Genomic DNA, 22,732 nt, shown 5'->3' with positions numbered 1-22,732 from the left:
TTTCGTTTCCGGGGTGCCGGTTCATGGCTTCACCCCCAGCCAGCAGCGCACGCGCTGCACGCCATCCAGCGCCAGCAGCGGCACGGCAAGCGCGCACGCGGCGCAGTAGATGATGGCCGTAACCAGGGCATCGGCCATGCGGTGCAGTGACGGGCGGGTCATTGCGCACCGCCTTGGATTAGGGCGCGGATATCTTCAACACGCCATGCCGTAATGCGCTCGCCCAGCTTCACGGGCTTGGGGAAGCGGCCAGCGCGGACGCCTGCCCACCACGTACTCGCGCAGACAGGATACAAAGCCGGAACCGGAGGCTCTGCCTTGGGGTTGCCGACAATCTGGCGCAGGCGCAGAAAGCCGGTTTCGGGGAGTAAGTGCATTGCGGTGTTTCCCTGTGCGGTGAAAGACAGGGAAAAGCGTGACGTGTATCACTTCGTATGGATATCGTTCTAACTAGGACAACGCGAGCTAGTTAGCTCCATCGGTCTATCTGCCGAAGCCAACACAAAATAGAGCAACCTGATTAGCGACTTTGCTCAGCTGTTCGTCGCGTGATTTGAGACGCGGCGAGCGCAACCTCGGTGCCATGTTCGAAGCGGGAGAACGATCATGGCGATGAACCAAGTGCAGTTCCAGGCGGGATTGTCGATGGCGCAGTTCATCCAACGCTACGGTACCGAGGCCAAGTGCTATCGAGCGCTGTATCGCGCCCGCTGGCCGCACGGTTTCCGGTGCCCCCATTGCGACAAGCGGCCGCGCTCGCGCTTCCGTCGCGATGGGCGGGTGTACTACCAGTGCCGCGCCTGCCGCCACCAGACAACGCTGACCAGCGGCACGCTGTTCGGTGCCAGCCACCTGCCGTTGACGACGTGGTTCCTGGCCATGCACCTGCTGACAGGCAGCAAGACCAACATGTCGGCGCTTGAGCTCAAGCGCCATCTCGGCGTCAGCTACGACACGGCGTGGAAGCTCAAGCACAAGGTCATGCAGGCGATGACCGACCGCGAGGCGCCGCGCCAGTTGGACGGGTTTGTCCAGATCGACGATGCGTACCTTGGTGGCGAGCGCAACGGCGGCAAGCCGGGGCGCGGTTCGGAGAACAAGCAGGCCTTTGTGGTGGCCGTTTCGACCGACGCCGAGCTGGAGCACCCGACGTTTGCCGTCATCGAGCCGGTGCGCAGCTTCGACAATGCGTCGATGAACGACTGGCGCACGCGGCGACTGGCGCCGGGCGCCGAGGTGTTTAGCGACGGCCTGGGTTGCTTCCGCCGCTTGGCCGAGGGCGACCACGCGCACACGGTGCTGGTGACCGGTGGTGGCCGCGCCAGCACCGAGGTGAAGGGCGCGCGCTGGGTCAACGTGCTGATGGGCAACGTCAAACGCGCCATCAGTGGCTGCTACCACGCACTTCGCCAAGCCAAATACGCCCGCCGCTACTTGGCCGAAGCCGCCTACCGCTTCAACCGCCGTTTTCGTCTCGCGGACATGTTGCCGCGACTGGCGCGAGCCATGACCCTCTGCAACCCTTGGCCAGAGCCGCATTTGCGTGCTGTCGACAATTTTCATGGCTGAGCGAAGTCGCTAATCAGGTAGAGCAAAGGGAGTTGAATTCGCCGCCATTCAAGCGTCCCTTGCCGGGGCAATTTTGGCTACGTCCGCTGCCGTCATGTTCTCGCAATCGAAAAAAATGGACGTCAGGGCTAGAGTCGCCTCTCTCAGAGGGGAACCGTACAAACGAACGAATGCATCCGTCATGGATCGAATGAAATATGTCCTAGCAGAATTCACCTTGTTCGGACGCTCAACAACGACATCTAGCGCCCAAACCGCCGCATCATTCTCGATCGCTGAAAGCACTTCATCCATGTGACCGCAAACCGCATTACTCACCGCTACGCGAGCTCCAATCAGAAAATCTACTTCATCAATTCCATCACCAATGGCTCCACGATCTATGGTTCCAATGAATCCACTTGCGTCTATGGCTTCTCTAGTTGAAATCCGCATGGCGAAATCATCCAGATGTCGCAGAGGGACTTGAGTTGAAGCCAACCCTTCCCGCAACGTCTTTGTAGCAGCGATTATTGCGTCAGCTTTCCGCTTTCGTTCCGCCTTACCCATGGTCGCCGCGCCCGAAAAATCTAACGCAAGCTGCACAGACGAAAATATCCTCGCCGCCACTGGTCGACCGGGCTTCTCGACCCGTCGTTCGATAGCACTCCAAACCACTCGACACGCCTCTGACGCTATCAACGAGTCAGCACCCTTTAGGCAGGGCCGTCTCAAACTCCACGTGCAACACCTTGCCGATTCTGACATAGGCTGTTGCGATGAGAACGTACAACGAACTGACCCTGGAAGAGCGAGTGGAGATTCAGCGCCGCTTGGAGGCGGGTGACAGCCTGCGTGCCATTGGCCGCTCGCTGGGACGTGCGACGAGCACGATCAGTCGCGAGCGCCGCCGGGCACGTGTCGACCCGGCGAACTACAAGGCGCAGGCGGCGCATCAGCGTAGTCGGGAATGCCGGAGCAAACCGCGCGTGACGCGAAAACTGGACGACCCTGCGCTGTGGGAAACCGTGCAGGCGCTGTTGCGGGCACGCTGGTCGCCGGAGCAGATCGCCGGGATACTGGCGAGGGCCTTTCCTGACGCGGCGAGCTATCGGGTGTCTCACGAAACGATCTACACCGCGGTGTACCTGGTGCCGCGCGGCGAACTGCGCAAGGAGTTGATCGACTGCCTGCGCCAAGGCCGCAGCACGCGCAAGCCACGCACGCGCGGGATGGATCGACGCGGCCAGATACCGAACATGCAGAGCATCCACGTACGTCCACCGGAAGTGGCGGATCGCTTGATTCCCGGACACTGGGAGGGCGACCTGATCAAGGGCGCCGGCAACCGTTCGTCCGTGGGGACACTGGTCGAACGCACCAGCGGCTTCGTGGTGCTGGCCAAGATGAGCAGCGCCAGCGCAGCCGACGTACTGGAGAGTTTTGGCAAGGCGCTGAAGAGCATCCCTGAAGCCTTGCGCAAGACGCTGACATACGACCAGGGTAAGGAGATGAGCTACCACGACGCCCTGACCTTGCGTACCGGCGTGCAGGTGTACTTCGCCGACCCGCACAGCCCCTGGCAGCGCGGCAGCAACGAGAACACCAATGGCCTGCTTCGACAGTACCTGCCCAAGGGCACCGACCTGTCGGTCTACAGCCAGGACGAGCTCAACCAGATCGCCCTCAGCCTCAACACCCGACCGCGAAAGCGTCATCAATTCCGTACCCCGCTGGAGGTCTACAACGACCACCTGAGGCTCGCCGAAGCAAGCGCCGGAACAATTCATTGATCATGTTGCACGTGGACCTTGAAACCGCCCAGTGACTTCCAACTTGATAGGAACTCCATACCCAATCGGGAACCCAGCTTGGCTGCTTGTGTAGCACGCGCGCACCTCTGCGCCCTTCAAGAGGGGCCGCGCCAGCCGGGGAAGGTGCCCGGTGTTCGGGGATCAGCCTAGGCGCGGCGTGAAGCGATCAGATCAGCTTGCCTTGCGCTTGAACGGCAACACCTCGCCACCGGCGCGCAGCGTGTCCAGATAGTCAGCCCATCCGGCCATCATCTTGCGACGCTCAGCAAGGTGGGCGGTGCGGTTGTAGGCGCGACCGTTCGGGTCTTTCACCGCATGGGCTAGCTGGTGTTCGATGTAGTCCACACGATAGGCCAGCACTTCGTCCAGCATCGTGCGTGCGGTGGCGCGGAAGCCGTGGGCGGTCATGGTTTCTTTGCTGAAACCCATGCGGCGTAGGGCGGCGTTCACCGCGTTGTTACTCAGCGGGCGACGCGGCGAACGGCCGCCCGGAAACACGTATTGCCCGCGTCCGGTGAGCGGTTGAAGCTCGCGCAGGATCGCCACGGCCTGCTCGCACAACGGGACTAGGTGCGGCTGGCGCATCTTCATCTTGCCGGCGGGGATGTTCCACTCCCCCGCGTCCATGTCGATTTCCGTCCACTCCGCATGGCGAAGCTCGCCGGGGCGCACGAATAGCAGCGCCGACAGCTTCAAGGCCGCGCGCGTGGCGGGGTCGCCCGAATAGCCTTCGATGGCGCGCAGCAGTCCGCCCAGCTCGGCGGGGTCGGTGATGGCGGCATGGTGGCGTCCAGTCCGTGCCGCCAGCACGCCGCGCAGGTCGGCCACGGGGTTTCGGTCGGCTCGCCCGGTGGCGATGGCGTAGCGCATGACCTGCCCGCAAACCTGCAACGCGCGATGCGCCGACTCCACCGCGCCGCGTTCTTCGATGCGCCGCGCCAGCCGTAGAAACTCGGGCGCGCTCAGCTCGGCCACAGCACGGTTGCCGATGTACGGGAACACGTCATTCACCATGCGCGCTTCGACTTTCACCCGGTAGCCATCTACCCATCCCTGCCTTGCAGCCCACTCGCGGGTGATGACCTCGAAGCTATTGGCCGCGCGTTCTTCGCCTGCGGCTTTCTCGGCCTTGCGCTGCTCGCCGGGATCGACGCCAGCGGCCAGCAGCTTGCGTGCCGCGTCGCGCCTGTCGCGTGCATCGGCCAAGCCGGTGTCGGGATAGATGCCCAGGGCTAGACGGCGCTCCTTGCCGTTGAACCGATACTTGAGCCGCCACAACTTGCCGCCGGCTGGCGAGATTTCCAGATACAGACCGCCGCCGTCGAACATGCGCGCAGGCTTGTCGGCGGGCCTGGCCTTGCGAATCGCGGTATCGGTGAGCATGGGGGCATCCTCGCTGGGGGCATCGCACCTTACAGAATGCCCCATGCCCCCAAGGATGCCCCCGGCTGGGGGCAGATTGCAACGGATGCCCCCGGACGATATTGGACAAGAAAAAGGCCGGAACCGTTGCTATCGCTAGGGTTTCCGGCCTTCGTTGGATGCCATCGGATGGCTATTTGGTGGGTCGTCCGGGACTCGAACCCGGGACCAATAGATTAAAAGTCTACTGCTCTACCAACTGAGCTAACGACCCACGCTTTGGACAAGCGGGCAATTTTATGAGCTACGCGCGTGCCACACAAGCGCGGCCACCTCAGACATAACGCGTGGGGTCGGGCAGTCCCGCTTCGCGGAAGCCTTGCGCGCGCAGGCGACAGGCGTCGCAGTGGCCGCAGGCGTGGCCTTCGGTGTCGGCCTGGTAGCAGCTCACGGTCTGCGCGAAGTCCACGCCGAGGCGCGCGCCTTCGCGGGCGATGTCGGCCTTGCTCATCGCCATCAAGGGCGCATGGATGCGAATGCCGGCGCCCTCCACGCCAGCCTTGGTGGCGAGGTTGGCGAGCCGCTCGAAGGCTTCGATGAAGGCGGGACGGCAATCGGGGTAGCCGGAGTAATCCACCGCGTTGACGCCGCACCAGATGTCGGTGGAACCCAGCACCTCGGCCCAGCCCAGCGCGATGGACAGCATGATGGTGTTGCGCGCCGGCACGTAGGTGACCGGGATATGCCCGTCGCCGTCGTGCGCGCCGTCATCCAGCGGCACGGCAATGTCGGCGGTGAGCGCCGAACCGCCGATGCTGCGCAGGTCGATGTGCACGGTTTTGTGCTGGGCCGCGCCGAGCATCGACGACACCCGTTCGGACGCCTCCAGCTCGGAGCTGTGCCGCTGGCCGTAGGCCACGGAGAGCGCATGCGCTTGGTAGCCCTGCTCACGGGCGATGGCCAGGACGACGGCCGAATCCATGCCGCCGGAGACGAGCACGACGGCCTTGCGGGGAGCATTTGCAGACATGGGACGATCCACTGGGAGTACGGCCGGTCACCGGCCGAAAGTTGCACGCGGCGACACAGGCCACGGCAGGTTGACACTGACAGGGCTGCTGCGCCGGACTGGGCGCCGCGCCGCGCGATTTACCGCGCCCGGCGCCCTCCCGCAAGCCGGAGGACGGCGGACCAGCTCAATGCCCCGGCGCGTCGTTCCACAGCAGCTTGTGCAACTGCAGCTGGAAGCGCACCGGCAGCTTGTCGGCAATGATCCACTCGGCCAGGTCGCGCGGGGCAAGCTTGCCCCACACCGGCGAGAACAACACCATGCAGCGCTCGGCGAGCCGGTGTTCGACCAGTCGGGCACAGGCCCAGTCGTAGTCCTCGCGACCGGCGAGGACGATCTTCAGCTGGTCGCGCGGCGTGAGGTGGTCGAGGTTCGACCACAGGTTGCGCGCGCATTCGCCCGAGCCGGGCGCCTTCAGATCCATCACCTTGCACACGCGCGGGTCGACCACGGAAACATCGAGCGCGCCGGAGGTTTCCAGCGACACCGCGTAGCCGGCGTCGCACAGCTTGCGCAGCAGGATGGGGCAGCGCTTCTGCGCCAGCGGCTCGCCGCCGGTCACACAAACGTGAGACGCACCGTGACGCGCGACTTCGTCGAGGATCTCCGCGATGTCGTGCCACTGGCCGCCATGGAAGGCGTATTCGGTGTCACACCACACGCAGCGCAGCGGGCAACCGGTGAGGCGCACGAACACGGTGCGCCAGCCGGCGGCGTCGGCTTCGCCCTGGATCGAGTGGAAAATCTCGGTGATGCGCAGCCGTTCGGTGGCGTCCGCGGGCGCGGCGATTGCCGCGCTATGGCCGGTCTCGCTCACCAGAGCCGCCTCAACCAGCCGACGACTGGATGCGGCGCAGCCGCTCCTTCGCCAGGTTGGCGGCATTGCTGCCCGGATACTTCTTGAGCACGGCTTCCAGCGTGGCCTTGGCGGCCGGCGCCTGTTTCAGCGCGTACTGGCAATAGCCCACCTTGAGCAAGGCGTCGGGCGCCTTTTCGCTTTGCGGGAACTGGCTCAGCAGATGCTGGAAGGCTTCCAGCGCCACCTGATAGTTGGTGGTGACGTAGTAGGACTCGCCCAGCCAGTAGAACGCGTTCGAGACGAGCGGATGGCTGGGGTACTGCTCGATGAACTTGCGGAAGGCACGCGAGGCGGACACGTAATCGCCACCACGCAGGGTCTTGAAGGCGGCATCGTAGGCGGCCTGCGCCGCGGCGTTGTCCGCGGCAGAAAGCGGCTTGGCATTGCTCGTGGCCGCCGGCGCGGCGCCACCGCCAACCGGCGAACCGGCCGCCGGGCCATTGCCCTTCGCTGGCACGGCATTGGCCGCCGTCGGCGCGCTGCCGGCAGAGGCCGGCGCGCTGCCCTGGTTGCCGCCCTCGAGTCGCCCGAGGCGGGCGTCGAGATCGGCGTATTGAGCTTTGTTCTTGTCCTGCAGCTGCTGCAGCTGATGCTGCATGTCCTCGATCTGGCCCTGCATGTCACGCAGTTGGGATTCGAGCTGCTGGATCTGGTTGACCTGCTGCGCGCTGCTCTGATCCTTGTTCTGCGCCCGCTGCTCCAGCAGCGACACGCGATCGGCGAGGCTCAGGCGGGAATCCTGCGCGAACACGGGCAGCACGAACAGCATGGCGGACGCGAATGCGCCCGCCATGCCCATCCTGGCTGCAAATTTGCCGGCCAGCGTCTTCATCGCTTACTCGGCGGTGTAGACGATCTCGACGCGACGGTTCTTGCTCCAGCACTCTTCGTTGTGCTCGCGGCACACCGGCTTTTCCTTGCCGTAGGAGATCACGCTGACCTGGCTGGCGGAAGCGCCATTGGCCTGCAGCGCGCTGGAGACGGCATTGCCACGACGCTCGCCGAGGCCCAGGTTGTATTCCTTGGAGCCGCGCTCGTCGGTGTTGCCTTCCAGACGCATCTGGGCCATCGGGCGATCCTGCAGGTACTTGGCGTGGCAAGCCATGATCTGCTGGAACTCCGGCTTGATCTCGGACTTGTCGAAGTCGAAGTACACCACGCGCTGGCGCAGGCAGGCGTCGGTGTTGAGGTCGGCCGGGGTGTACTTGTTGCTGGCGGGGGCCGGGGCAGCGGGCTGCTCGGCGGGAGCCGCCGGCTGCGGCTTGACTTCCTGCTTCTTGGAGCAGGCGGCTGCGCCAACGCACAGCAGGGCGACCAGGGCGACGCGAACGGTCTTATTCATGGTGACATGTTCCTTCAGACGTGTTGGGTTCCGCCATGCAGTGGCGGACTGGTTACGGGACAAAATCGCCGGTGGGCCGGCTGTTGTTTATGGGTATTGCAAAAAACTGACGACGAGTGACGCATGCCTTCAATGGCTGACCCTGGCGCACCGAAGCGTTGCGGCCGGCAAAGCCACCGGCGGCGCCAGACCGGCCGCTTCCGGTGTTGGCCGCCACGCGCAAACGTGGTGGCCAGGAAACTCATGGCTGTCGGTACGGCCCCCAGGAGGGGTCGCTGACACTGCCATTGGCCAGCGCCAGGCGCTGGCGCACCATGCCGTCGGCCGAGGTGGCGTACAGCACGCCGCGCGGGCCTTCGGTGGCGCCATACAACAACATGCTGGCGTTCGGCGCCCAACTGGGGCCGAAATCCAGCGGGCCGGGCGAGAGGAAATGCACCTGTCCGCCGAGGCCGAGATCCACCACCGCGATACGATACACGTTCCCGTTGCCCTGCACCATGGCAAGCTCCTTGCCGTCGTAGCTCAGCGCGGCGTTGGAGTTGGTCTGGCCTTCGAAGCTGACGCGCTGGGCTGTGCCGCCGCTGGCGGGGATCTGGTAGATCTGGGCGCGGCCGGAGCGATCCGAGGTGAAATAGAGACTCTGGCCGCCCGGCGCCCATACCGGCTCGGTGTCGATGGCCAGGTTGTGGGTTATCCGGGATTCCTGGCGGCTGCCCAGGTCGAGCGCGAACAACTCCAGGTTGCCCACGTAGGACAGCGCCACGGCAAGCCGCCTGCCGTCCGGTGACCACGCCGGCGCGCCGTTGATGCCCTTCTTGTGCGATTCCACCAGTTGGCGGGCGCCGGTGGTGAGGTCCTGCACGTAGATCTGCGAGTTGCCGCTCTCGAAGGAGACGTAGGCGATCTTCTTGCCGTCCGGCGACCACGCCGGCGACATCAACGCCTCGTGTGAGCGCGCCACGACCTGGGGGTTGTAGCCATCCGAATCGGCCACTACCAGCGCGTAGGTGGTGTGGTCGCCCAGACCCACCTGGGTGATGTAGGCGATACGCGTCCAGAAGGCACCGCGCACGCCGGTGATCTTCTGGTAGATCGCATCGGCGATCTGGTGGGCCACGCCACGCAGGTCGCCGGTCGGCGCGGTATAGCTCTGCGCCAGCAGGTTCTGCTGCTTGTTCACGTCCCACAGTTCGTAGTCGATCTTGACCAGGCCGCCACCGGCGTCGCTGATCTTGCCGACGGTGATGAAATCCTGCTTGAGCAAGCGCCAGGTGCCGAAGTTGATGTCGGCGCCACGCGAGGGAAATTCGACGATGTCGCTCTTGGCCAGCGCGCGGAACTTGCCGCAGCGGTTCAGGTCGTTGCGGATCACGTCGGCCACGTCGGTGGGCAACGGCGCCACGCCCGGCTGGGCGAACGGCACCACCGCGATCGGGGTCGCGGTTTTCACGCCGCCGACGATCTGGATGTCCAGGCCGGAGGTCTGGGCCGTCGCCGTGCCGGCGAAGAACCAGGCCACCAGACACAGGATGAGGACGTACAGCGGGCTCGTTTTGCGCATCGGTCTCATCATTGCGGCATGAAGGTGAAGGTCAGATGGCGCTGGAACACGCTCTCAAATCCTTTGTACGGCAAGGTTTTGGTGCGCAGGATGGCGTTTTCGACGGAACGCCGGCCGGCCTCGTCGTACGGACAGCTGGTGTCGACGGTGGCGCCCATCACGTCGCCGCCCGGCGACTGCACGATGTGAACCTTGCATGGAACCTTTGGCATGTTATCCGGACGCGTCCAGTTTGGCGTGACCGCATTCTGAATGGCCGCCACGTAGGCATCGGCCAGATTGGTGCTGTTCGCGTTGTTGCCGCTCTGCCGCTGGGCGGCGTTGGGCAGGTCGGCCTGGCCGTCGTCCTTGGCATTCTTGAGGTCGGCGAGCTGCTGCTTGGCCTGCTTGGCCTTGTTGTCGGCGCGCTTGGTCTGCGCCGAGGCGGCGTCCATCTTGGCGAACAGCTCGTCGATCTTCTTCAGCTCTTCCTGCTTTTTCTTCTGCGCCGCCTGCGCGTCCAGCTCGGCCTGGCGCTGGCGCTGCTTTTCCTCCTGCACCTTCTTCTCCTCGGCCTGCTGCAGGCCCTCCTCCACCACGCGCTCCTGATCCTTGAGGTCAGGCTGTTTGGGCGGCGGCGGCAACGGCGCGACCTTGGGCTTCACCTCCGGCGGCGGGGGCGGCGGTGGCACCGAAGGCGGTGGCGGCACGGTGTTGGGGATCGGTTTGGCCTTCACCGCCTTGGGCGGCGGGCTGCCGGTGGGACCGATCAGGGTAGCCTCGATCACCGGTCCCTGCAGCTGCAACGGGCGCGAGCAGGTGATCGGGTTCATCCACGCCGGCAAGCCCAGCGAGCTGATGAAGCTCTCATAGCTGGCGCACGGCAGCACCGCGAGGAACAGGAACGCGACGATGCCAAGGTGCAGCAATGCGGACAGCAGCACTGCCCGCGGGGTGGTCTTACTTTCGTCCATGGGTGGTCTGACCCGAGGCGTCACCGGGGTTGCTCATCAGGCCGACCTTGTCCACCCCGGCCTGCTGCAGCTCGGCCAGCACCTTGTAGACGCCGCCGTAGTCGCCCGCGCTGTCGCCGGCCACCAGCACACTGAGCTGCGGATTGGCGTCCATGAAGGCCTTGACCTTGACCTGCAGGCCGGCCGCGTCCACCGGCTGCGGCTTGCCGCTGCCCAGGATCAGCGCGAGCGTGCCGTCCTTCGCCACCTGCACGATCAGCGAATCCTTCTTGCCGTGCAGCGCCTTGGCGTCGGCCTGCGGCAGGTTGACGTCGACGTTGGAGTTCATCATCGGCGTGGTCACCATGAAAATGATGAGCAGCACCAACATCACGTCGATGTAGGGAACGACGTTGATCTCGGACTTGAGCTTGTAGCGCTTGTGGCGCCGTGCGTTCTGCATGTCGGCCGCTCCGCTCAGGTCGCGTCGTCGGACTGGACCTGCCGCTGCAGCACCGAGGAGAACTCCTCCTGGAACACCTCGTAGCGCGAGGCGATGCGCTCGACCTTGGTGGCGTAGCGGTTGTAGGCCCACTGCGCGGGGATCGCCGCGAACAGGCCCATGGCGGTGGCGATCAGCGCCTCGGAGATGTGCGGCGCGACCACGGCGATGGTGACGTCCTTCATGTCGCCCAGGCCCTGGAAGGCGCCCATGATGCCCCACACCGTGCCGAACAGGCCCACGTAGGGGCTGATCGAGCCGACGTTGGCGAGAAACTCCAGGTTGCGCTCCAGCGCGCCGATCTCGCGCGTGCCAGCCACCTGCATCGCACGCTCGGAGCCCTCGATGGCGCTGCGGCTATCGCGCGTCTTGCGCTGGCGCTGGCGGGCGAACTCGCGGAAGCCCGACTCGAAGATGGTTTCCATGCCGCCACTGGGGCCGCGGTGGCTCACCTCGCGGAACAGCTGGGCGAGGTCGCCGCCGGACCAGAAACGCTCCTCGAAGCCTTCGGCATTCTCCAGCGCCGCCTTGGTCTGCCCGTACTTGCGGATGATGATGACCCAGGACATGAAGGAGAACGCGAGCAGGATCAGCAGCACGCCCTTCACCGGCAGGCTGGAACTCGCGATCAGGTCGAAGACGTTCAATCCGCCGTTCATTGGCTTGGGGTACTCCGCGCGGGCAGGTGGGGTCAGGAGGTGAGCTTGGGGATCAGGCTCGCGGGGATGGGCGCCGGGGCGAGCCGGCGCATGTCCACGCAGGCCACGCGCACGTCGGCCCGGATCAGGCAGGTGCCGTCCGCGCGCTCGATGGTCTGGCGGAACAGGATACTGGCTGCGCGGCGTTCCTTGACGTCCACGGTTACCGTCAATTCATCGTCCAGCAGGGCTGGGCGCAGAAAATCCAGCTCCATCCGGTGCACCAGGAAGGCCAGCCCGGTGGCCTCCTTGAAGGCCATCTGGTCGATGCCCAGCGCGCGCAGCCACTCGGTGCGGGCACGTTCGAGAAAGCGCAGGTAGCTGGCGTGGTAGACCACGCCGCCGGCATCGGTGTCTTCCCAGTACACCCGCACCGGCCAGCGGAAGGTGCCGCTCACGGTGTGTCTCCGGTGAACAGATCGACCGCCTGTACCTGGCGCGGCGGCGGGTTCAGCCCGAGGTGGCGCCAGGCCTTGGCCGCCGCCATGCGGCCGCGCGCGGTGCGCACCAGGAAACCCTGCTGGATGAGATACGGCTCCACCACGTCCTCCAGCGTGCCGCGATCCTCGGACAGCGCCGCCGCCAACGATTCCACGCCCACCGGGCCGCCATCGAAGCTCCCGATGATGGTGCCGAGCAGGCGGCGGTCGAGTTCGTCCAGGCCGTCCGGATCGATCTTCAGCATGTCCAGCGCGGCGCGTGCGGCATCCAGCGTGATCTGCCCGCCCGCGCGCACCTCGGCGTAGTCGCGCACCCGGCGCAGCAGGCGGTTGGCGATGCGCGGCGTGCCGCGCGCGCGGCGCGCGATCTCCTGCGCGCCGTCGACCACGCAGGCGATGCCGAGGATCTTCGCGGCACGGCGCACGATGGCGGTGAGCTCGTCCACCGTGTAGAACTCCAGCCGCTGCACGATGCCGAAACGGTCGCGCAGCGGCGCGGTGAGCATGCCGGCGCGGGTGGTCGCGCCGATCAGGGTGAACGGCGGCAAGTCGAGCTTGATCGAGCGCGCGGCCGGGCCCTCGCCGATCATGATGTCGATCTGGAAATCCTCCATCGCCGGATACAGCACTTCCTCCACCGCGGGCGACAGGCGATGGATCTCGTCCACGAACAGCACATCGTTGGGCTGCAGGTTGGTGAGCAGGGCAGCGAGATCGCCGGCGCGTTCCAGCACCGGGCCGGAGGTGCTGCGCAGGCTCACGCCCAGCTCGTTGGCGATGACGTGGGAGAGCGTGGTCTTGCCCAGGCCCGGCGGGCCGAAGATCAGCACGTGATCCAGCGCGCCGCCGCGTTTCCTGGCCGCCTCGATGTAGATCGAAAGCTGCTCGCGCACCGGCTGCTGGCCGAGGTATTCGGCGAAACGGCGCGGACGGATCGTCGCCTCCAGCGCCTCGTCGTCGAGCTGGGAGACGGGAGTGATGAGGCGGGATTCGGTCATGGGGGGATTATGGCGGTTTACACCCTTGAATGTGGCGGAGCGCAAGAGCGAGAGCGCCGTATTCATGAGCCAAAGACGGGCTCTCCTGCCCGTCTTTGGCTCGCCTGGCCGGGCCATGCCCGACCAGGCTCCGCCAGCCGATCGCGCAGCGATCGGCTGGCGTGCGGCCCATCCATGGGCCGCACGCAGGTGGAAATCTGATCCGCGAGCGGATCAGATTTCCACCTGCGCCCCGAGTTCGATCAGCCGGTTGCCCGGGATCTGGAAGTACGCGGTAGCCGGCAACGCGTTGCGCGCCATGAAGACGAACAGCTTGTCGCGCCACAGCGCCATGCCGGGGCGGCGTTTGTCGGCCACGATGTTCTCGCGCGACAGGAAGAAGGTGGTGTCCATCATGTCGAAGCCGAGCCCGTCGCGCGCGCAGCGCGACAGCGCCAGCGGCACGTTGGGATCCTCGGCGAAGCCGAAACGCAGCTCCAGTCCGTAGAACTCGCTGCCCAGCGCGTGCAGATGGATGCGTTCCCCGGCCTCGGCCACCGGTGCCTCCAGCACCTCCACCGTCAGCAGCACATTGCGCTCGTGCAGCACCTTGTTGTGTTTGAGGTTGTGCAACAGCGCGTGCGGCACCGCCTGCTGGTCGGCAGTGAGGAACACCGCTGTGCCCGGCACCCGCAGTGGCGGATGCTCGCCCATGGCCTGGATGAAGGGCTCCAGCGCCAGCCCGCCCTGCTTGATCTCGCGCACCACCAGCTCGCGGCCGCGCCGCCAGGTGGTCATCACAGCGAAGATCGCCACACCCAGCACCAGCGGGAACCAGCCGCCGAACTCGATCTTGATGAGGTTGGCGCTGAAGAAGGACAGATCGATGGCGAGGAACAGCACGCCCGCCGCGATCACCGCCGGCAGCCGCCAGCCCCACTGCCGACGCGCCACGACCAGGGCGAGGATGGTGGTGATGGTCATGGTACCGGTCACCGCGATGCCGTAGGCCGCGCTCAGGCTGTCGGCGCTGCGGAAGCCCAGCACCGCCAGCAGCACCATGATGAGCAGGAAACGGTTGACCCACGGCACGAAGATCTGCCCGGACATCTCGCGCGAGGTATGCACCACCGGCATGCGCATGGAATAGCCCAGCGATATCGCCTCGCGCGTCATCGAGAACGCACCCGAAATTACCGCCTGCGAGGCGATCACCGCCGCCGCCGTGGCCAGTGCGATCATCGGGTACAGCAGCAACGCCGGCACCAGCTTGTAGAACGGACTGTCGACCGCCTCCGGATGCATCAGCAGCAACGCGCCCTGGCCGAAGTAGTTCAGCAGCAGCGCCGGCAGCACGAACCCGAACCACGCCACGCGTATCGGCTTCTTGCCGAAGTGCCCCATGTCCGCATACAGCGCCTCGGCGCCGGTCAGCGCCAGCACCACGCCGCCCAGCGCGACAAACGCCTTGATGCCGTGGCTGAGGAAGAACTTCACCCCGTACCAGGGATTGATCGCCAGCAGCACCTGCGGGTGGCGCACGATCATGTTCACGCCAAGCAGTGCGATCACCACGAACCAGACCATCATCACCGGGCCGAACAGCTTGCCCACCCGCTCGCTGCCGTGCCGCTGCAGCAGGAACAACGCAATCAGCACCACCACCGTGATCGGCACCACCCAGTCGGCGAGTCCCGGTTCCGCCACCTTCACGCCCTCCACCGCCCCCAGCACCGAAATCGCCGGCGTGATGACGCCATCGCCGTAAAACAGCGCCGCGCCGAAGATGCCCAGCATCACCAGCACCCAGCGCAGGCGCGGCCGCTCGCGCACACAGCGCCTGGCCAGCGCCATCAGCGCCATGATGCCGCCCTCGCCCCGGTTGTCGGCGCGCATGATGAACACCACGTACTTCAGTGACACCACCAGGATCTGCGCCCAGAAGATCAGCGACAGCACGCCATAGATGCTGGCTGGCGTGGGATGCATGCCATCGTGGCTCAGCGTGGTCGGCAGGGTGTACAGCGGGCTGGTGCCGATGTCGCCGTAGACCACGCCGATGGCGCCAAGCGCCAGTGCGGCAAGGCGACGCCCTGCGGGAAGGTCGGTGGAAGTCATGTGCGGAAGGAAGCCGGCGAATGGATGGACAGGAAACCGGGAAGGGCTCGGCGCATGTCCATGCGCGCCTGAAGCGATTCAGTCACTGGCAACAGCGGCGCGCACGATACTCCAAAACCAGGGAAATGCCTGCCACCCCGTGCTCCGGCCGAACCGCCCTGCGGCGCTCAGATCTCCACCTGCGCCCCGAGTTCGATCAGGCGGTTGCCGGGGATCTGGAAGAACGCCGTGGCCGGCAGCGCGTTGCGCGAAAGGAAGGCGAACAGCTTGTCGCGCCACAGCGCCATGCCGGGGCGATGCTTGTCGGCCACGATGTTCTCGCGCGAGAGGAAGAAAGTGGTATCCATCAGGTCGAATGCCAGCCCCTCGCGCGTGCAACACGACAGCGCCAGCGGCACGTTGGGGTCCTCGGCAAAGCCGAAGCGCAGCTCCAGCCCGTAGAACTCGTTGCCCAGCGCCTGGAGATGGATGCGCTCCTCGGCCTCGGCCACCGGCGTCTCCAGGATCTCCACCGTGAGCAGTACATTGCGCTCGTGCAGCACCTTGTTGTGCTTGAGGTTGTGCAGGAGCGCGTGCGGCACCGCCTGCTGGTTGGCGGTGAGGAACACCGCCGTGCCCGGCACCCGCAGCGGCGGATGCTCCCGCATCGCCGCGATGAAGGGCTCCAGTGCCAGCCCGCTCTGCTTGATCTCGCGCACCACCAGCTCGCGGCCGCGCCGCCAGGTGGTCATCATCACGAACATCGCCAGGCCCAGCACCAGCGGGAACCAGCCGCCCTGCGGAATCTTCAGCGTATTGGCGCCGAAGAAACTGAGGTCGATGGACAGGAACGCCAACGCCAGCAAGAGCACCAGCGTGCGGCTCCAGCCCCACATGCGGCGCGCCACGATCATGGTGAGCGTGGTGTCGATGGCCATGGTGCCGGTCACCGCGATGCCGTAGGCGCCGGCCAGCGCGTTGGAGGAACCGAAGCCGACCACGGTGGCGATCACCGACACCATCAGCGCGCGGTTCACCCACGGCAGGAAGATCTGCCCGATCGCCTCGCGCGAGGTGTGCACCACCTGCATGCGCGGCACGAAGCCGAGTTGGATCGCCTGCCGCGTCACGGTGAAGGCGCCGGAGATCACCGCCTGCGAGGCGACCACCGTGGCCAGGGTGGCCAGGCCGATCATCGGGTACAGCGCCCAGCCGGGCACGGCGTGGTAGAACGGATTGGCGATGGCCTCCGGATGCCGCAGCAGCAGGCCGCCCTGCCCGTAGTAGTTGAGCAGGAGCGCCGGCATCACGAAGAAGAACCAGGCCGCGCGGATCGGAAAGCGGCCGAAGTGCCCCATGTCGGTATACAGCGCCTCGGCGCCGGTGACGCACAACACCACCGAGCCCAGCGCCAGCAGGCCCGCATCGCCGTGGGTGGCGAAGAAACGCACCGCATACCAGGGGTTCAGTGCCTGCAGCACCTCGGGCGCCCGGATGATGTTCCACAGCCCGATCAGGCCCAGGCTGAGGAACCACAGGATCATCACCGGCCCGAAGACCGCCCCGACCCTGGCCGTGCCGTGCCGCTGGAACCAGAACAGGCCAAGCAGCACCAGCACCGTCAGCGGCACCACCCAGTGCACCATGCCGGGCGCGGCCACCCCGAGGCCTTCCACCGCCGACAGCACCGAGATCGACGGCGTGATGACGCCATCGCCGATGAACAGTGCCGCGCCAAGCAGCGCCATCAACACCACCAGCCTGCGCATGCCCGCCGATTTGCCGCTGGCGCGCTGCGCCAACGCCATCAGGGCCATGATGCCGCCTTCGCCCTTGTTGTCGGCGCGCATCACCAAGCTTACGTATTTCACCGCCACCACCATGATGATGGTCCAGGTGACCAGCGAGAGCACGCCCAGCACGGTGTCGTGCGCGGCATGCAGGCCATGCACGGGCAGGAAAGTTTCGTGCATGGTGTACAGCGGGCTGGTGCCGATGTCGCCGAACACCACGCCGATGGCGCCCAGGATCAGCGTCTTCCTGTGGTCAGGCGACGCCTCGCCGGCCGCCGCCGGGGCCGCCCTTGCCTGGTCGCTCATGCCGGTTCCATGGCTAGCCACCCAGCGCGGCGCGTAGCGCCTTGCGGATGATGGCTTCGGCGCGGTCGCCGTCGACGACCACCTGCTGCACCAGACGGTTCGCTTCGGCGGGCTTGTAGCCCAGCTGCTGCAGGGCCACCGTGGCCTCGCCCGCCGCGTCCAGCGGCACGCCGGCGGCCGTGGTGCCGGGCAGGCTCGCGGCCATGCCGTCCACGCGGTCGCGCAGCTCCACCACGATGCGCTCGGCGGTCTTCTTGCCGATGCCGGGGATCTTGGTCAGCGCCACCACGTCGCCGGCATGCACCAGCCTGGCGAAATCGTTCGTCGACACGCCCGACAGCACCGCCAGCGCGATCTTGGCGCCGATGCCGGACACTTTTTGCAGGTTGCGGAACAACGTGCGCTCGGCCTCGGTGAGGAAACCGTACAACGACACGCTGTCTTCCTTCTGCGCGTAATGGGTGAGCAGGATCACTTCCTGGCCCAGCCCCGGCAGGTCGTAGATGGTGGACATCGGCGCCTCCAGCTCGTAGCCGACGCCGCCCACCTCCAGCAGCAGCCACGGCGGCTGCTTGGAGACGAGCATGCCGCGCAGGCGGCCGATCATCGGCCACGTCTCCAAGCCGCCCGCGGGATACCCACGCAGGCCAGGCTGGCACGGGTGTGCGCGTGCGCCACCGCGATGGCCAGCGCATCGGCGGCATCAGCCTGCAATGGCCCCTTGAGGCCCAGCAGGATGCCGACCATGTGCTGCACCTGGGCCTTGTCGCCACGGCCCGTACCCACCACCGCCTGCTTCACTTCGGTTGCCGCGTACTCGTGCACCATGATTCCTCGACTCACCGCCGCGCAGATCGCGGCGCCCCGCGCCTGCCCCAGCTTCAACGCCGAATCGGCGTTGCGCGCCATGAACACGCGCTCGATCGCGCACTCGCCCGGACGATGGGCGGCGATGATGTCACCCAGCTCGTCAAAAATGCGTTTCAGGCGCAGCGGAAAGCTCGCCTCGCCCGCCACCGCCAGGGCCTCATGAAACACATGCGTGAGCTTGCCGGCGGCATCCACGTCGATGATGCCCACGCCAGTGCGCTGGCTGCCGGGGTCGATGCCGAGGATGCGCACGCCGCGGGATTCGGAACTCGGGGCTTGGGACTCGGCAAAGCCTGGCCTGACCATGGCGCAGCCTACGCGCAGCCGGAAACGTGCATCCCACGCCGGCTCCGTGCATTGGGCGAAACACCGAGTCCCGAGTCCGGAATCCCGAGTGCCGGCATCATCACGGCAGATCGGCGTTGTGATAGACCTCGCTCACGTCATCCAGCGCGTCGAGCTTGTCGAGCAGGGTGAGCAGGGATTCCAGCGCCTCGCCTTCGATGGCGGTGCGGTTGGCGGGACGCAGGCCGACGCCGGCGTGCAAGGCCTCCAGCCCGGCGGTGGAAAGCGCCTGTTGCACGGCCTCGAAGGCTTCTGGCGCGCACAGCACGATGCTTTCGCCGTGCTCGTTCACCACATCGTCGGCGCCTGCCTCCAGCGCGGCTTCCAGCACCTTTTCCTCCTGCGCCTCGTCGCCGTGGGTGGCGAACACGATCTCGCCGCAGCGGGTGAACTGGAAGGCCACCGAGCCGGAGGTGCCGAGGTTGCCGCCGTGCCTGGCGAGCGCATGGCGCACATCGGCCACGGTGCGCACGGGGTTGTCGGTGAAACAGTCGATGATGAGCGCGATGCCGCCAGGGCCGTAGCCTTCGTAGCGGGCTTCCTCGCCGGCGCCGTCTGCCCCCGAACCGCGCTTGATCGCGCGCTCGATGGTGTCCTTGGGCATGTTCGACGCCAACGCCTTGTCGACCGCCGCGCGCAGGCGCGCGTTCAGCGCCGGGTCGGCAACGCCGGAGCGCGTCGCGATAGTGATTTCGCGAATCAGCTTGGTGAACAACTTGCCGCGCTTGGCGTCTTCGGCATTCTTGCGGCCTTCGACGGTTGGACCTCTACCCATGGCGATACCTGGACGTGCTGGAGAAGGACAAGCCGGCGATTTTACTGCATGAACGGGTGGCAACCGCCAGTGCGCCGTGCGTCAGCCTGTCGCAGCATCGAAATGCCCGTGCCGCAGGAAGGTATCCACCAGGCCGGCCACCTCCTGCGAAAACAGCAGCCCGGTGTGGTTGGCCTCCACCACGCGATGGTCGGCAACACCCGGCAGGCGGGTTTCGGCCACCGCCACGGTGCCGTCGTGCTCGCCTTCGAGATGCCCGAGCATCGCGCCCAGGCCCAGCGGCAGGCGGCCGGCGATCACACCCACCTCGCGCGGGCCATCCCAGCGTTCGAGGCCTTGTTCCAGCAGCTCGCGGTTGTGGCCCAGGAGCACCTCGCCGCCACGCCCCCAGGCGGCGAAGGCGCGCGCCGCCGAACTGCCCTTGAGCGGCGAACCGAGGCAGACCACGCGCCCCGGCGGCAAGGCCGGCGCATCGAGGCAGACGCGCAGCGCCAGCAGGCCGCCCAGGCTGTGCCCCACCAGATGCACCGGCGCGGCGCCACAGGCGTCGATTCGCGCGCGCAGCTGGGCCAGGATGCGTTGCTGGCTTGCCGCCACGCTCAGGTAGTCGAAGCGATGCACGCGATAGCCCGCCGCCATCAGCCGGCGGTGCAGCAGCCCCAGCGCGAAGCCGCGCATCCACAGGCCGTGCAGCAGGATCACGTGTTCGGTCATCGTTCCGCGCTTCATCTTTGCCCCGCTCCCCATCGGGGAGCGGGTTGGGGTGAGGGGTGAGTCTTGCGACCAGGAGCTTGGTTTCCACCGCCCACGCTCCTTGCCGGAGCGGAGCGGGCGTCGATCCAGAACTTCCCGCACGGATCGTCCCTCACCTCGATCCTCTCTCCAGAGGTAGAGAGGAAGTCGAAGTCAGGCTTTCGTGGCCGCCACGGCCACATGCAGCTCTTTCAGCTGTGCCTCGCTCACCGGCGACGGCGCATCGGTCATCAGATCCTGTGCGCTGGTGGTCTTGGGGAAGGCGATCACGTCGCGGATCGACTCGGTGCCGGCCATCAGCGCAGCGATGCGGTCGATACCGAAGGCCAGGCCGCCGTGCGGCGGCGCGCCGAACTGCAGCGCCTTGAGCAGGAAACCGAACTTCATCTGCGCCTCCGCCGCGCCGATGCCGAGCAGCTCGAACACCGCGCTCTGCATCTCCGGACGATGGATGCGGATCGAGCCGCCGCCGATCTCGTTGCCGTTCAGCACCATGTCGTAGCCGCGGCTGACCGCGGTGGCGGCATGCGTGCGCAGGTCGGCGATGTCGTCGATCTTCGGCGCGGTGAACGGGTGGTGCAGGGCCACGTAGCGCTGCTCGCCCTCGTCGTATTCGAACATCGGGAAGTCGGTGACCCACAGCGGCTTCCAGCCCTCCTCGACCAGACCGCGATCCTTGGCCACCTTCAAGCGCAGCGCGCCCATGAAGTCGGTGACGGCCTTCCACTTGCCCGCGCCGATGAAGACGATGTCGCCCGACTGCGCGTCGGTGGCCGTGAGCACGGCGGCCAGCGCCGCATCGTCGAGGAACTTCGCCACCGGCGAGTTCACGCCTTCACGGCCCTTGGCGAGCTCGTCCACCTTGATCCAGGCCAGGCCCTTCGCGCCGTAGCGCGCGACGTATTCGCTCAGCCCATCGATCTCCTTGCGCGACAGCACCGCACCGCCCGGCACGCGCAGCGCGGCCACGCGGCCGGCCGGGTCGTTGGCCGGCTCGGCGAACACCTTGAACTCCACGCCCTTCACCGCCTCGGCGATATCCACCAGTTCCAGCGCGATGCGCAGGTCGGGCTTGTCCGAACCGAAACGGCGCATCGCCTCCATCCAGGTCATGCGCGGGAAGCTGGCGTCCAGCGCCACGCCCTGCACTTCCTTGAACACGTGGCGGATCAGTTCCTCCACGAAATCCTGCACGTCCTTTTCCTCGACGAAGGCAAATTCGAGGTCGAGCTGGGTGAATTCCGGCTGGCGGTCGGCGCGCAGGTCCTCGTCGCGGAAGCAGCGCGCGATCTGGTAGTAGCGGTCGAAGCCCGCCATCATCAGGATCTGCTTGAACAGCTGCGGCGACTGCGGCAGCGCATAGAACTGGCCCGGGTGCACGCGGCTCGGCACGAGATAATCGCGCGCGCCCTCCGGCGTGGCCTTGGTGAGGATCGGCGTCTCGATGTCCTGGAAGCCGCGCGCGTCCAGATACCGGCGCAGCGCCTGCACCAGCTTGATGCGCTTGCGCAGCATCGCCTGCATTTCCGGGCGGCGCAGGTCGAGGTAGCGGTAGGTCATCCGCAGATCCTCGTTGGGGTTCTCGTGCAGCGCGAAGGGCAGATCCTTCGCGGCGTTCAAGATTTCCACCTCGTCCGCCAGCACTTCCACCGCGCCGGTCTTCAGCTTGTCGTTCGCCGCAAGACGCTTGCGCAGCGTGCCGGTGACGCGCACGCAGTACTCGTGGCCCAGTTCGCCGGCCACGGCGAAGGCGGCCGCGTTCTCGCGCTCCACCACCACCTGGGCCAGGCCTTCATGGTCGCGCAGGTCGACGAAGGCGACGTGGGCTTGCAGGCGGATCTTGTTGACCCAGCCGCACAAGGTGACGGTCTGGCCGGTCAGCGACTCGTCGATGAGGCCGCAATAGTGCGTGCGCATGCGCTTGAAACTCCGGGCCAAAGCCCTCGGGATGCAGGAGGAAAGGCCGACAATCTTAGCATCCCGGGCCTTTTTCCACGCGCGCCGGTCGCCGTGCACACGCCATGCGCATCACCAGTGGCGATAACCGCCGCGCGCCTCGCGGAATTGTCCACGGCAACCGTCCTTCACCCACACGGTATAAGGGTCGTTGCCCCAGGTCTGGCCTTCGATGCAGGCCGCACTGGACATCTGCCGCGACAGCTCCGCGTGGCGCCACGGCATCTGGCAGCGCGTGCCGCGGTTGTCGTTGCTGGCGCAGTACACCTCACGGTCGTCGTCGCGGCGACGGTCGCCGCCGGGCCAGCCGAAGGCGCGGGCATCACGGAAATTGCCGCGGCAGCCGCCCTTCACCCACACGCTGTACGGGTCGCGCCCCCAGGTCTCGCCTTCAACGCAGGCGGTGCGCGACATCTGCTGCGACAGCACCGAATCGCGCCACGGCATCTGGCAGCGGGTGCCACGACCGTCGTTGCTGGCGCAATAGACTTCGCGACCGCCACCGTCGCGGTAACCGCGGTCGTAGTCGTCATGATCCTGCGCACGGGTGACGCCAGCGCAGGAAGCCAGCACCATGAGCAGCGCACCGGCAACGAAAACGGCGGAGAGTGAGCGGTTCATGCAGACCTCGGGCGTGGGCGACGGCACCACGGTAGCCAGGCGCCACGCCGCGCGACACTCCCCCTCGGCAGACCGTCATGGCAAGGTTCAGCTTGCGCCTTCAGCCGCG

Annotated in this window: 24 protein-coding genes and 1 tRNA gene; 2 read left to right on the top strand and 23 right to left on the bottom strand. The window is 66.4% G+C overall.

Features of this window, described 5'->3' with window-relative positions; translation table 11 throughout:
- Positions 1-21 precede the first annotated feature (21 nt).
- Both AC3WQA_RS14435 and AC3WQA_RS14430 read right to left on the bottom strand, forming a co-directional pair.
- Positions 22-162: a hypothetical protein gene (locus AC3WQA_RS14435; protein WP_492675734.1), complete on the bottom strand. Its 141-nt coding sequence runs from the start codon at positions 160-162 to the stop codon at positions 22-24.
- Positions 159-377, bottom strand: a complete 219-nt coding sequence (locus tag AC3WQA_RS14430) for a helix-turn-helix transcriptional regulator (protein WP_492675733.1) — start codon at positions 375-377, stop codon at positions 159-161. Before AC3WQA_RS14430 ends, AC3WQA_RS14435 begins: the two co-directional genes overlap by 4 nt.
- 229 nt (positions 378-606) lie before the next feature.
- Here AC3WQA_RS14430 and AC3WQA_RS14425 point away from each other — a divergent pair, with 229 nt between their 5' ends.
- On the top strand, positions 607-1,569 hold the full coding sequence (locus tag AC3WQA_RS14425; protein ID WP_492673425.1) for an IS1595 family transposase: 963 nt from the start codon (positions 607-609) through the stop codon (positions 1,567-1,569).
- 48 nt (positions 1,570-1,617) lie between these two features.
- On the opposite strand, the gene AC3WQA_RS14420 is transcribed toward AC3WQA_RS14425, so the two are convergent.
- Positions 1,618-2,154, bottom strand: coding sequence for a hypothetical protein (locus AC3WQA_RS14420; RefSeq protein WP_492675732.1), 537 nt, complete (start codon positions 2,152-2,154; stop codon positions 1,618-1,620).
- Between the two features lie 173 nt (positions 2,155-2,327).
- Here AC3WQA_RS14420 and AC3WQA_RS14415 point away from each other — a divergent pair, with 173 nt between their 5' ends.
- Positions 2,328-3,341 carry an IS30 family transposase gene (locus AC3WQA_RS14415; protein ID WP_492673427.1) on the top strand — a complete coding sequence of 338 codons (1,014 nt, stop codon included), beginning with the start codon at positions 2,328-2,330 and terminating at the stop codon, positions 3,339-3,341.
- Between the two features lie 192 nt (positions 3,342-3,533).
- On the opposite strand, the gene AC3WQA_RS14410 is transcribed toward AC3WQA_RS14415, so the two are convergent.
- From AC3WQA_RS14410 to AC3WQA_RS14315, 20 genes are all read right to left on the bottom strand, one after another.
- The gene (locus tag AC3WQA_RS14410) at positions 3,534-4,745 is read right to left on the bottom strand and encodes a tyrosine-type recombinase/integrase (RefSeq protein WP_492675731.1); all 1,212 of its coding nucleotides are present in this window, start codon (positions 4,743-4,745) and stop codon (positions 3,534-3,536) included.
- A 177-nt stretch (positions 4,746-4,922) separates the two neighbouring features.
- Positions 4,923-4,998, bottom strand: a tRNA-Lys gene (locus tag AC3WQA_RS14405).
- Between the two features lie 60 nt (positions 4,999-5,058).
- Positions 5,059-5,754: a 7-cyano-7-deazaguanine synthase QueC gene (queC, locus tag AC3WQA_RS14400; protein WP_492675730.1), complete on the bottom strand. Its 696-nt coding sequence runs from the start codon at positions 5,752-5,754 to the stop codon at positions 5,059-5,061.
- Between the two features lie 166 nt (positions 5,755-5,920).
- A complete protein-coding gene (gene queE, locus AC3WQA_RS14395; RefSeq protein ID WP_492675729.1) occupies positions 5,921-6,610 on the bottom strand; it encodes a 7-carboxy-7-deazaguanine synthase QueE in 690 nt (229 codons plus the stop codon).
- Between the two features lie 10 nt (positions 6,611-6,620).
- Entirely contained in the window at positions 6,621-7,445 is an 825-nt protein-coding gene (ybgF, locus tag AC3WQA_RS14390; RefSeq protein ID WP_492675728.1) for a tol-pal system protein YbgF, read from the bottom strand.
- Positions 7,446-7,487: 42 nt separating this feature from the next.
- The gene (gene pal, locus AC3WQA_RS14385; protein ID WP_492675727.1) at positions 7,488-7,994 is read right to left on the bottom strand and encodes a peptidoglycan-associated lipoprotein Pal; all 507 of its coding nucleotides are present in this window, start codon (positions 7,992-7,994) and stop codon (positions 7,488-7,490) included.
- Positions 7,995-8,235: 241 nt separating this feature from the next.
- Positions 8,236-9,570, bottom strand: a complete 1,335-nt coding sequence (gene tolB, locus AC3WQA_RS14380; RefSeq protein ID WP_492675726.1) for a Tol-Pal system beta propeller repeat protein TolB — start codon at positions 9,568-9,570, stop codon at positions 8,236-8,238.
- Positions 9,567-10,511 carry a cell envelope integrity TolA family protein gene (locus tag AC3WQA_RS14375; protein ID WP_492675725.1) on the bottom strand — a complete coding sequence of 315 codons (945 nt, stop codon included), beginning with the start codon at positions 10,509-10,511 and terminating at the stop codon, positions 9,567-9,569. Before AC3WQA_RS14375 ends, tolB begins: the two co-directional genes overlap by 4 nt.
- Positions 10,498-10,953: a protein TolR gene (gene tolR, locus AC3WQA_RS14370; RefSeq protein ID WP_492675724.1), complete on the bottom strand. Its 456-nt coding sequence runs from the start codon at positions 10,951-10,953 to the stop codon at positions 10,498-10,500. The genes AC3WQA_RS14375 and tolR overlap by 14 nt, the downstream gene beginning before the upstream one ends.
- Positions 10,954-10,967: 14 nt before the next feature.
- Positions 10,968-11,651: a protein TolQ gene (gene tolQ / locus AC3WQA_RS14365; protein WP_492675723.1), complete on the bottom strand. Its 684-nt coding sequence runs from the start codon at positions 11,649-11,651 to the stop codon at positions 10,968-10,970.
- 32 nt (positions 11,652-11,683) lie between these two features.
- Positions 11,684-12,088 carry a tol-pal system-associated acyl-CoA thioesterase gene (gene ybgC / locus AC3WQA_RS14360; RefSeq protein WP_492675722.1) on the bottom strand — a complete coding sequence of 135 codons (405 nt, stop codon included), beginning with the start codon at positions 12,086-12,088 and terminating at the stop codon, positions 11,684-11,686.
- Positions 12,085-13,128 carry a Holliday junction branch migration DNA helicase RuvB gene (gene ruvB, locus AC3WQA_RS14355; RefSeq protein ID WP_492675721.1) on the bottom strand — a complete coding sequence of 348 codons (1,044 nt, stop codon included), beginning with the start codon at positions 13,126-13,128 and terminating at the stop codon, positions 12,085-12,087. The genes ybgC and ruvB overlap by 4 nt, the downstream gene beginning before the upstream one ends.
- Before the next feature lie 213 nt (positions 13,129-13,341).
- The gene (locus AC3WQA_RS14350) at positions 13,342-15,225 is read right to left on the bottom strand and encodes a potassium transporter Kup (RefSeq protein WP_492675720.1); all 1,884 of its coding nucleotides are present in this window, start codon (positions 15,223-15,225) and stop codon (positions 13,342-13,344) included.
- A gap of 167 nt (positions 15,226-15,392) precedes the next feature.
- The gene (locus AC3WQA_RS14345) at positions 15,393-17,303 is read right to left on the bottom strand and encodes a potassium transporter Kup (protein ID WP_492675719.1); all 1,911 of its coding nucleotides are present in this window, start codon (positions 17,301-17,303) and stop codon (positions 15,393-15,395) included.
- Positions 17,304-17,316: 13 nt separating this feature from the next.
- The gene (gene ruvA / locus AC3WQA_RS14340; protein WP_492675718.1) at positions 17,317-17,910 is read right to left on the bottom strand and encodes a Holliday junction branch migration protein RuvA; all 594 of its coding nucleotides are present in this window, start codon (positions 17,908-17,910) and stop codon (positions 17,317-17,319) included.
- A complete protein-coding gene (gene ruvC / locus AC3WQA_RS14335) occupies positions 17,907-18,479 on the bottom strand; it encodes a crossover junction endodeoxyribonuclease RuvC (RefSeq protein ID WP_492675717.1) in 573 nt (190 codons plus the stop codon). The genes ruvA and ruvC overlap by 4 nt, the downstream gene beginning before the upstream one ends.
- Before the next feature lie 100 nt (positions 18,480-18,579).
- A complete protein-coding gene (locus tag AC3WQA_RS14330) occupies positions 18,580-19,293 on the bottom strand; it encodes a YebC/PmpR family DNA-binding transcriptional regulator (RefSeq protein WP_492675716.1) in 714 nt (237 codons plus the stop codon).
- An 81-nt stretch (positions 19,294-19,374) separates the two neighbouring features.
- Positions 19,375-20,007 (bottom strand): esterase/lipase family protein, encoded by a 633-nt coding sequence (locus tag AC3WQA_RS14325; protein WP_492675715.1) that lies wholly within the window; start codon positions 20,005-20,007, stop codon positions 19,375-19,377.
- 192 nt (positions 20,008-20,199) lie between these two features.
- Positions 20,200-21,963: an aspartate--tRNA ligase gene (gene aspS, locus AC3WQA_RS14320; RefSeq protein WP_492675714.1), complete on the bottom strand. Its 1,764-nt coding sequence runs from the start codon at positions 21,961-21,963 to the stop codon at positions 20,200-20,202.
- Between the two features lie 111 nt (positions 21,964-22,074).
- Positions 22,075-22,623: a DUF3011 domain-containing protein gene (locus AC3WQA_RS14315; RefSeq protein WP_492675713.1), complete on the bottom strand. Its 549-nt coding sequence runs from the start codon at positions 22,621-22,623 to the stop codon at positions 22,075-22,077.
- Between the last annotated feature and the right edge of the window lie 109 nt (positions 22,624-22,732).

Source organism: Rhodanobacter sp. FW106-PBR-R2A-2-24 (genome assembly GCF_058789615.1).
Note: the sequence above shows the minus strand (reverse complement) of the source record. Positions and strands in the feature narration are given on the sequence as shown.

Coding starts and splice junctions, on each gene's coding strand:
- AC3WQA_RS14435 (WP_492675734.1), bottom strand. CDS start 162: ATGACCCGCCCGTCACTGCACCGCATGGCCGATGCCCTGGTTACGGCC.
- AC3WQA_RS14430 (WP_492675733.1), bottom strand. CDS start 377: ATGCACTTACTCCCCGAAACCGGCTTTCTGCGCCTGCGCCAGATTGTC.
- AC3WQA_RS14425 (WP_492673425.1), top strand. CDS start 607: ATGGCGATGAACCAAGTGCAGTTCCAGGCGGGATTGTCGATGGCGCAG.
- AC3WQA_RS14415 (WP_492673427.1), top strand. CDS start 2,328: ATGAGAACGTACAACGAACTGACCCTGGAAGAGCGAGTGGAGATTCAG.
- AC3WQA_RS14410 (WP_492675731.1), bottom strand. CDS start 4,745: ATGCTCACCGATACCGCGATTCGCAAGGCCAGGCCCGCCGACAAGCCT.
- queC (WP_492675730.1), bottom strand. CDS start 5,754: ATGTCTGCAAATGCTCCCCGCAAGGCCGTCGTGCTCGTCTCCGGCGGC.
- ybgF (WP_492675728.1), bottom strand. CDS start 7,445: ATGGCGGGCGCATTCGCGTCCGCCATGCTGTTCGTGCTGCCCGTGTTC.
- pal (WP_492675727.1), bottom strand. CDS start 7,994: ATGAATAAGACCGTTCGCGTCGCCCTGGTCGCCCTGCTGTGCGTTGGC.
- tolB (WP_492675726.1), bottom strand. CDS start 9,570: ATGATGAGACCGATGCGCAAAACGAGCCCGCTGTACGTCCTCATCCTG.
- AC3WQA_RS14375 (WP_492675725.1), bottom strand. CDS start 10,511: ATGGACGAAAGTAAGACCACCCCGCGGGCAGTGCTGCTGTCCGCATTG.
- tolR (WP_492675724.1), bottom strand. CDS start 10,953: ATGCAGAACGCACGGCGCCACAAGCGCTACAAGCTCAAGTCCGAGATC.
- tolQ (WP_492675723.1), bottom strand. CDS start 11,651: ATGAACGGCGGATTGAACGTCTTCGACCTGATCGCGAGTTCCAGCCTG.
- ruvB (WP_492675721.1), bottom strand. CDS start 13,128: ATGACCGAATCCCGCCTCATCACTCCCGTCTCCCAGCTCGACGACGAG.
- AC3WQA_RS14350 (WP_492675720.1), bottom strand. CDS start 15,225: ATGACTTCCACCGACCTTCCCGCAGGGCGTCGCCTTGCCGCACTGGCG.
- AC3WQA_RS14345 (WP_492675719.1), bottom strand. CDS start 17,303: ATGAGCGACCAGGCAAGGGCGGCCCCGGCGGCGGCCGGCGAGGCGTCG.
- ruvA (WP_492675718.1), bottom strand. CDS start 17,910: ATGATCGGCCGCCTGCGCGGCATGCTCGTCTCCAAGCAGCCGCCGTGG.
- ruvC (WP_492675717.1), bottom strand. CDS start 18,479: ATGGTCAGGCCAGGCTTTGCCGAGTCCCAAGCCCCGAGTTCCGAATCC.
- AC3WQA_RS14330 (WP_492675716.1), bottom strand. CDS start 19,293: ATGGGTAGAGGTCCAACCGTCGAAGGCCGCAAGAATGCCGAAGACGCC.
- AC3WQA_RS14325 (WP_492675715.1), bottom strand. CDS start 20,007: ATGACCGAACACGTGATCCTGCTGCACGGCCTGTGGATGCGCGGCTTC.
- aspS (WP_492675714.1), bottom strand. CDS start 21,963: ATGCGCACGCACTATTGCGGCCTCATCGACGAGTCGCTGACCGGCCAG.
- AC3WQA_RS14315 (WP_492675713.1), bottom strand. CDS start 22,623: ATGAACCGCTCACTCTCCGCCGTTTTCGTTGCCGGTGCGCTGCTCATG.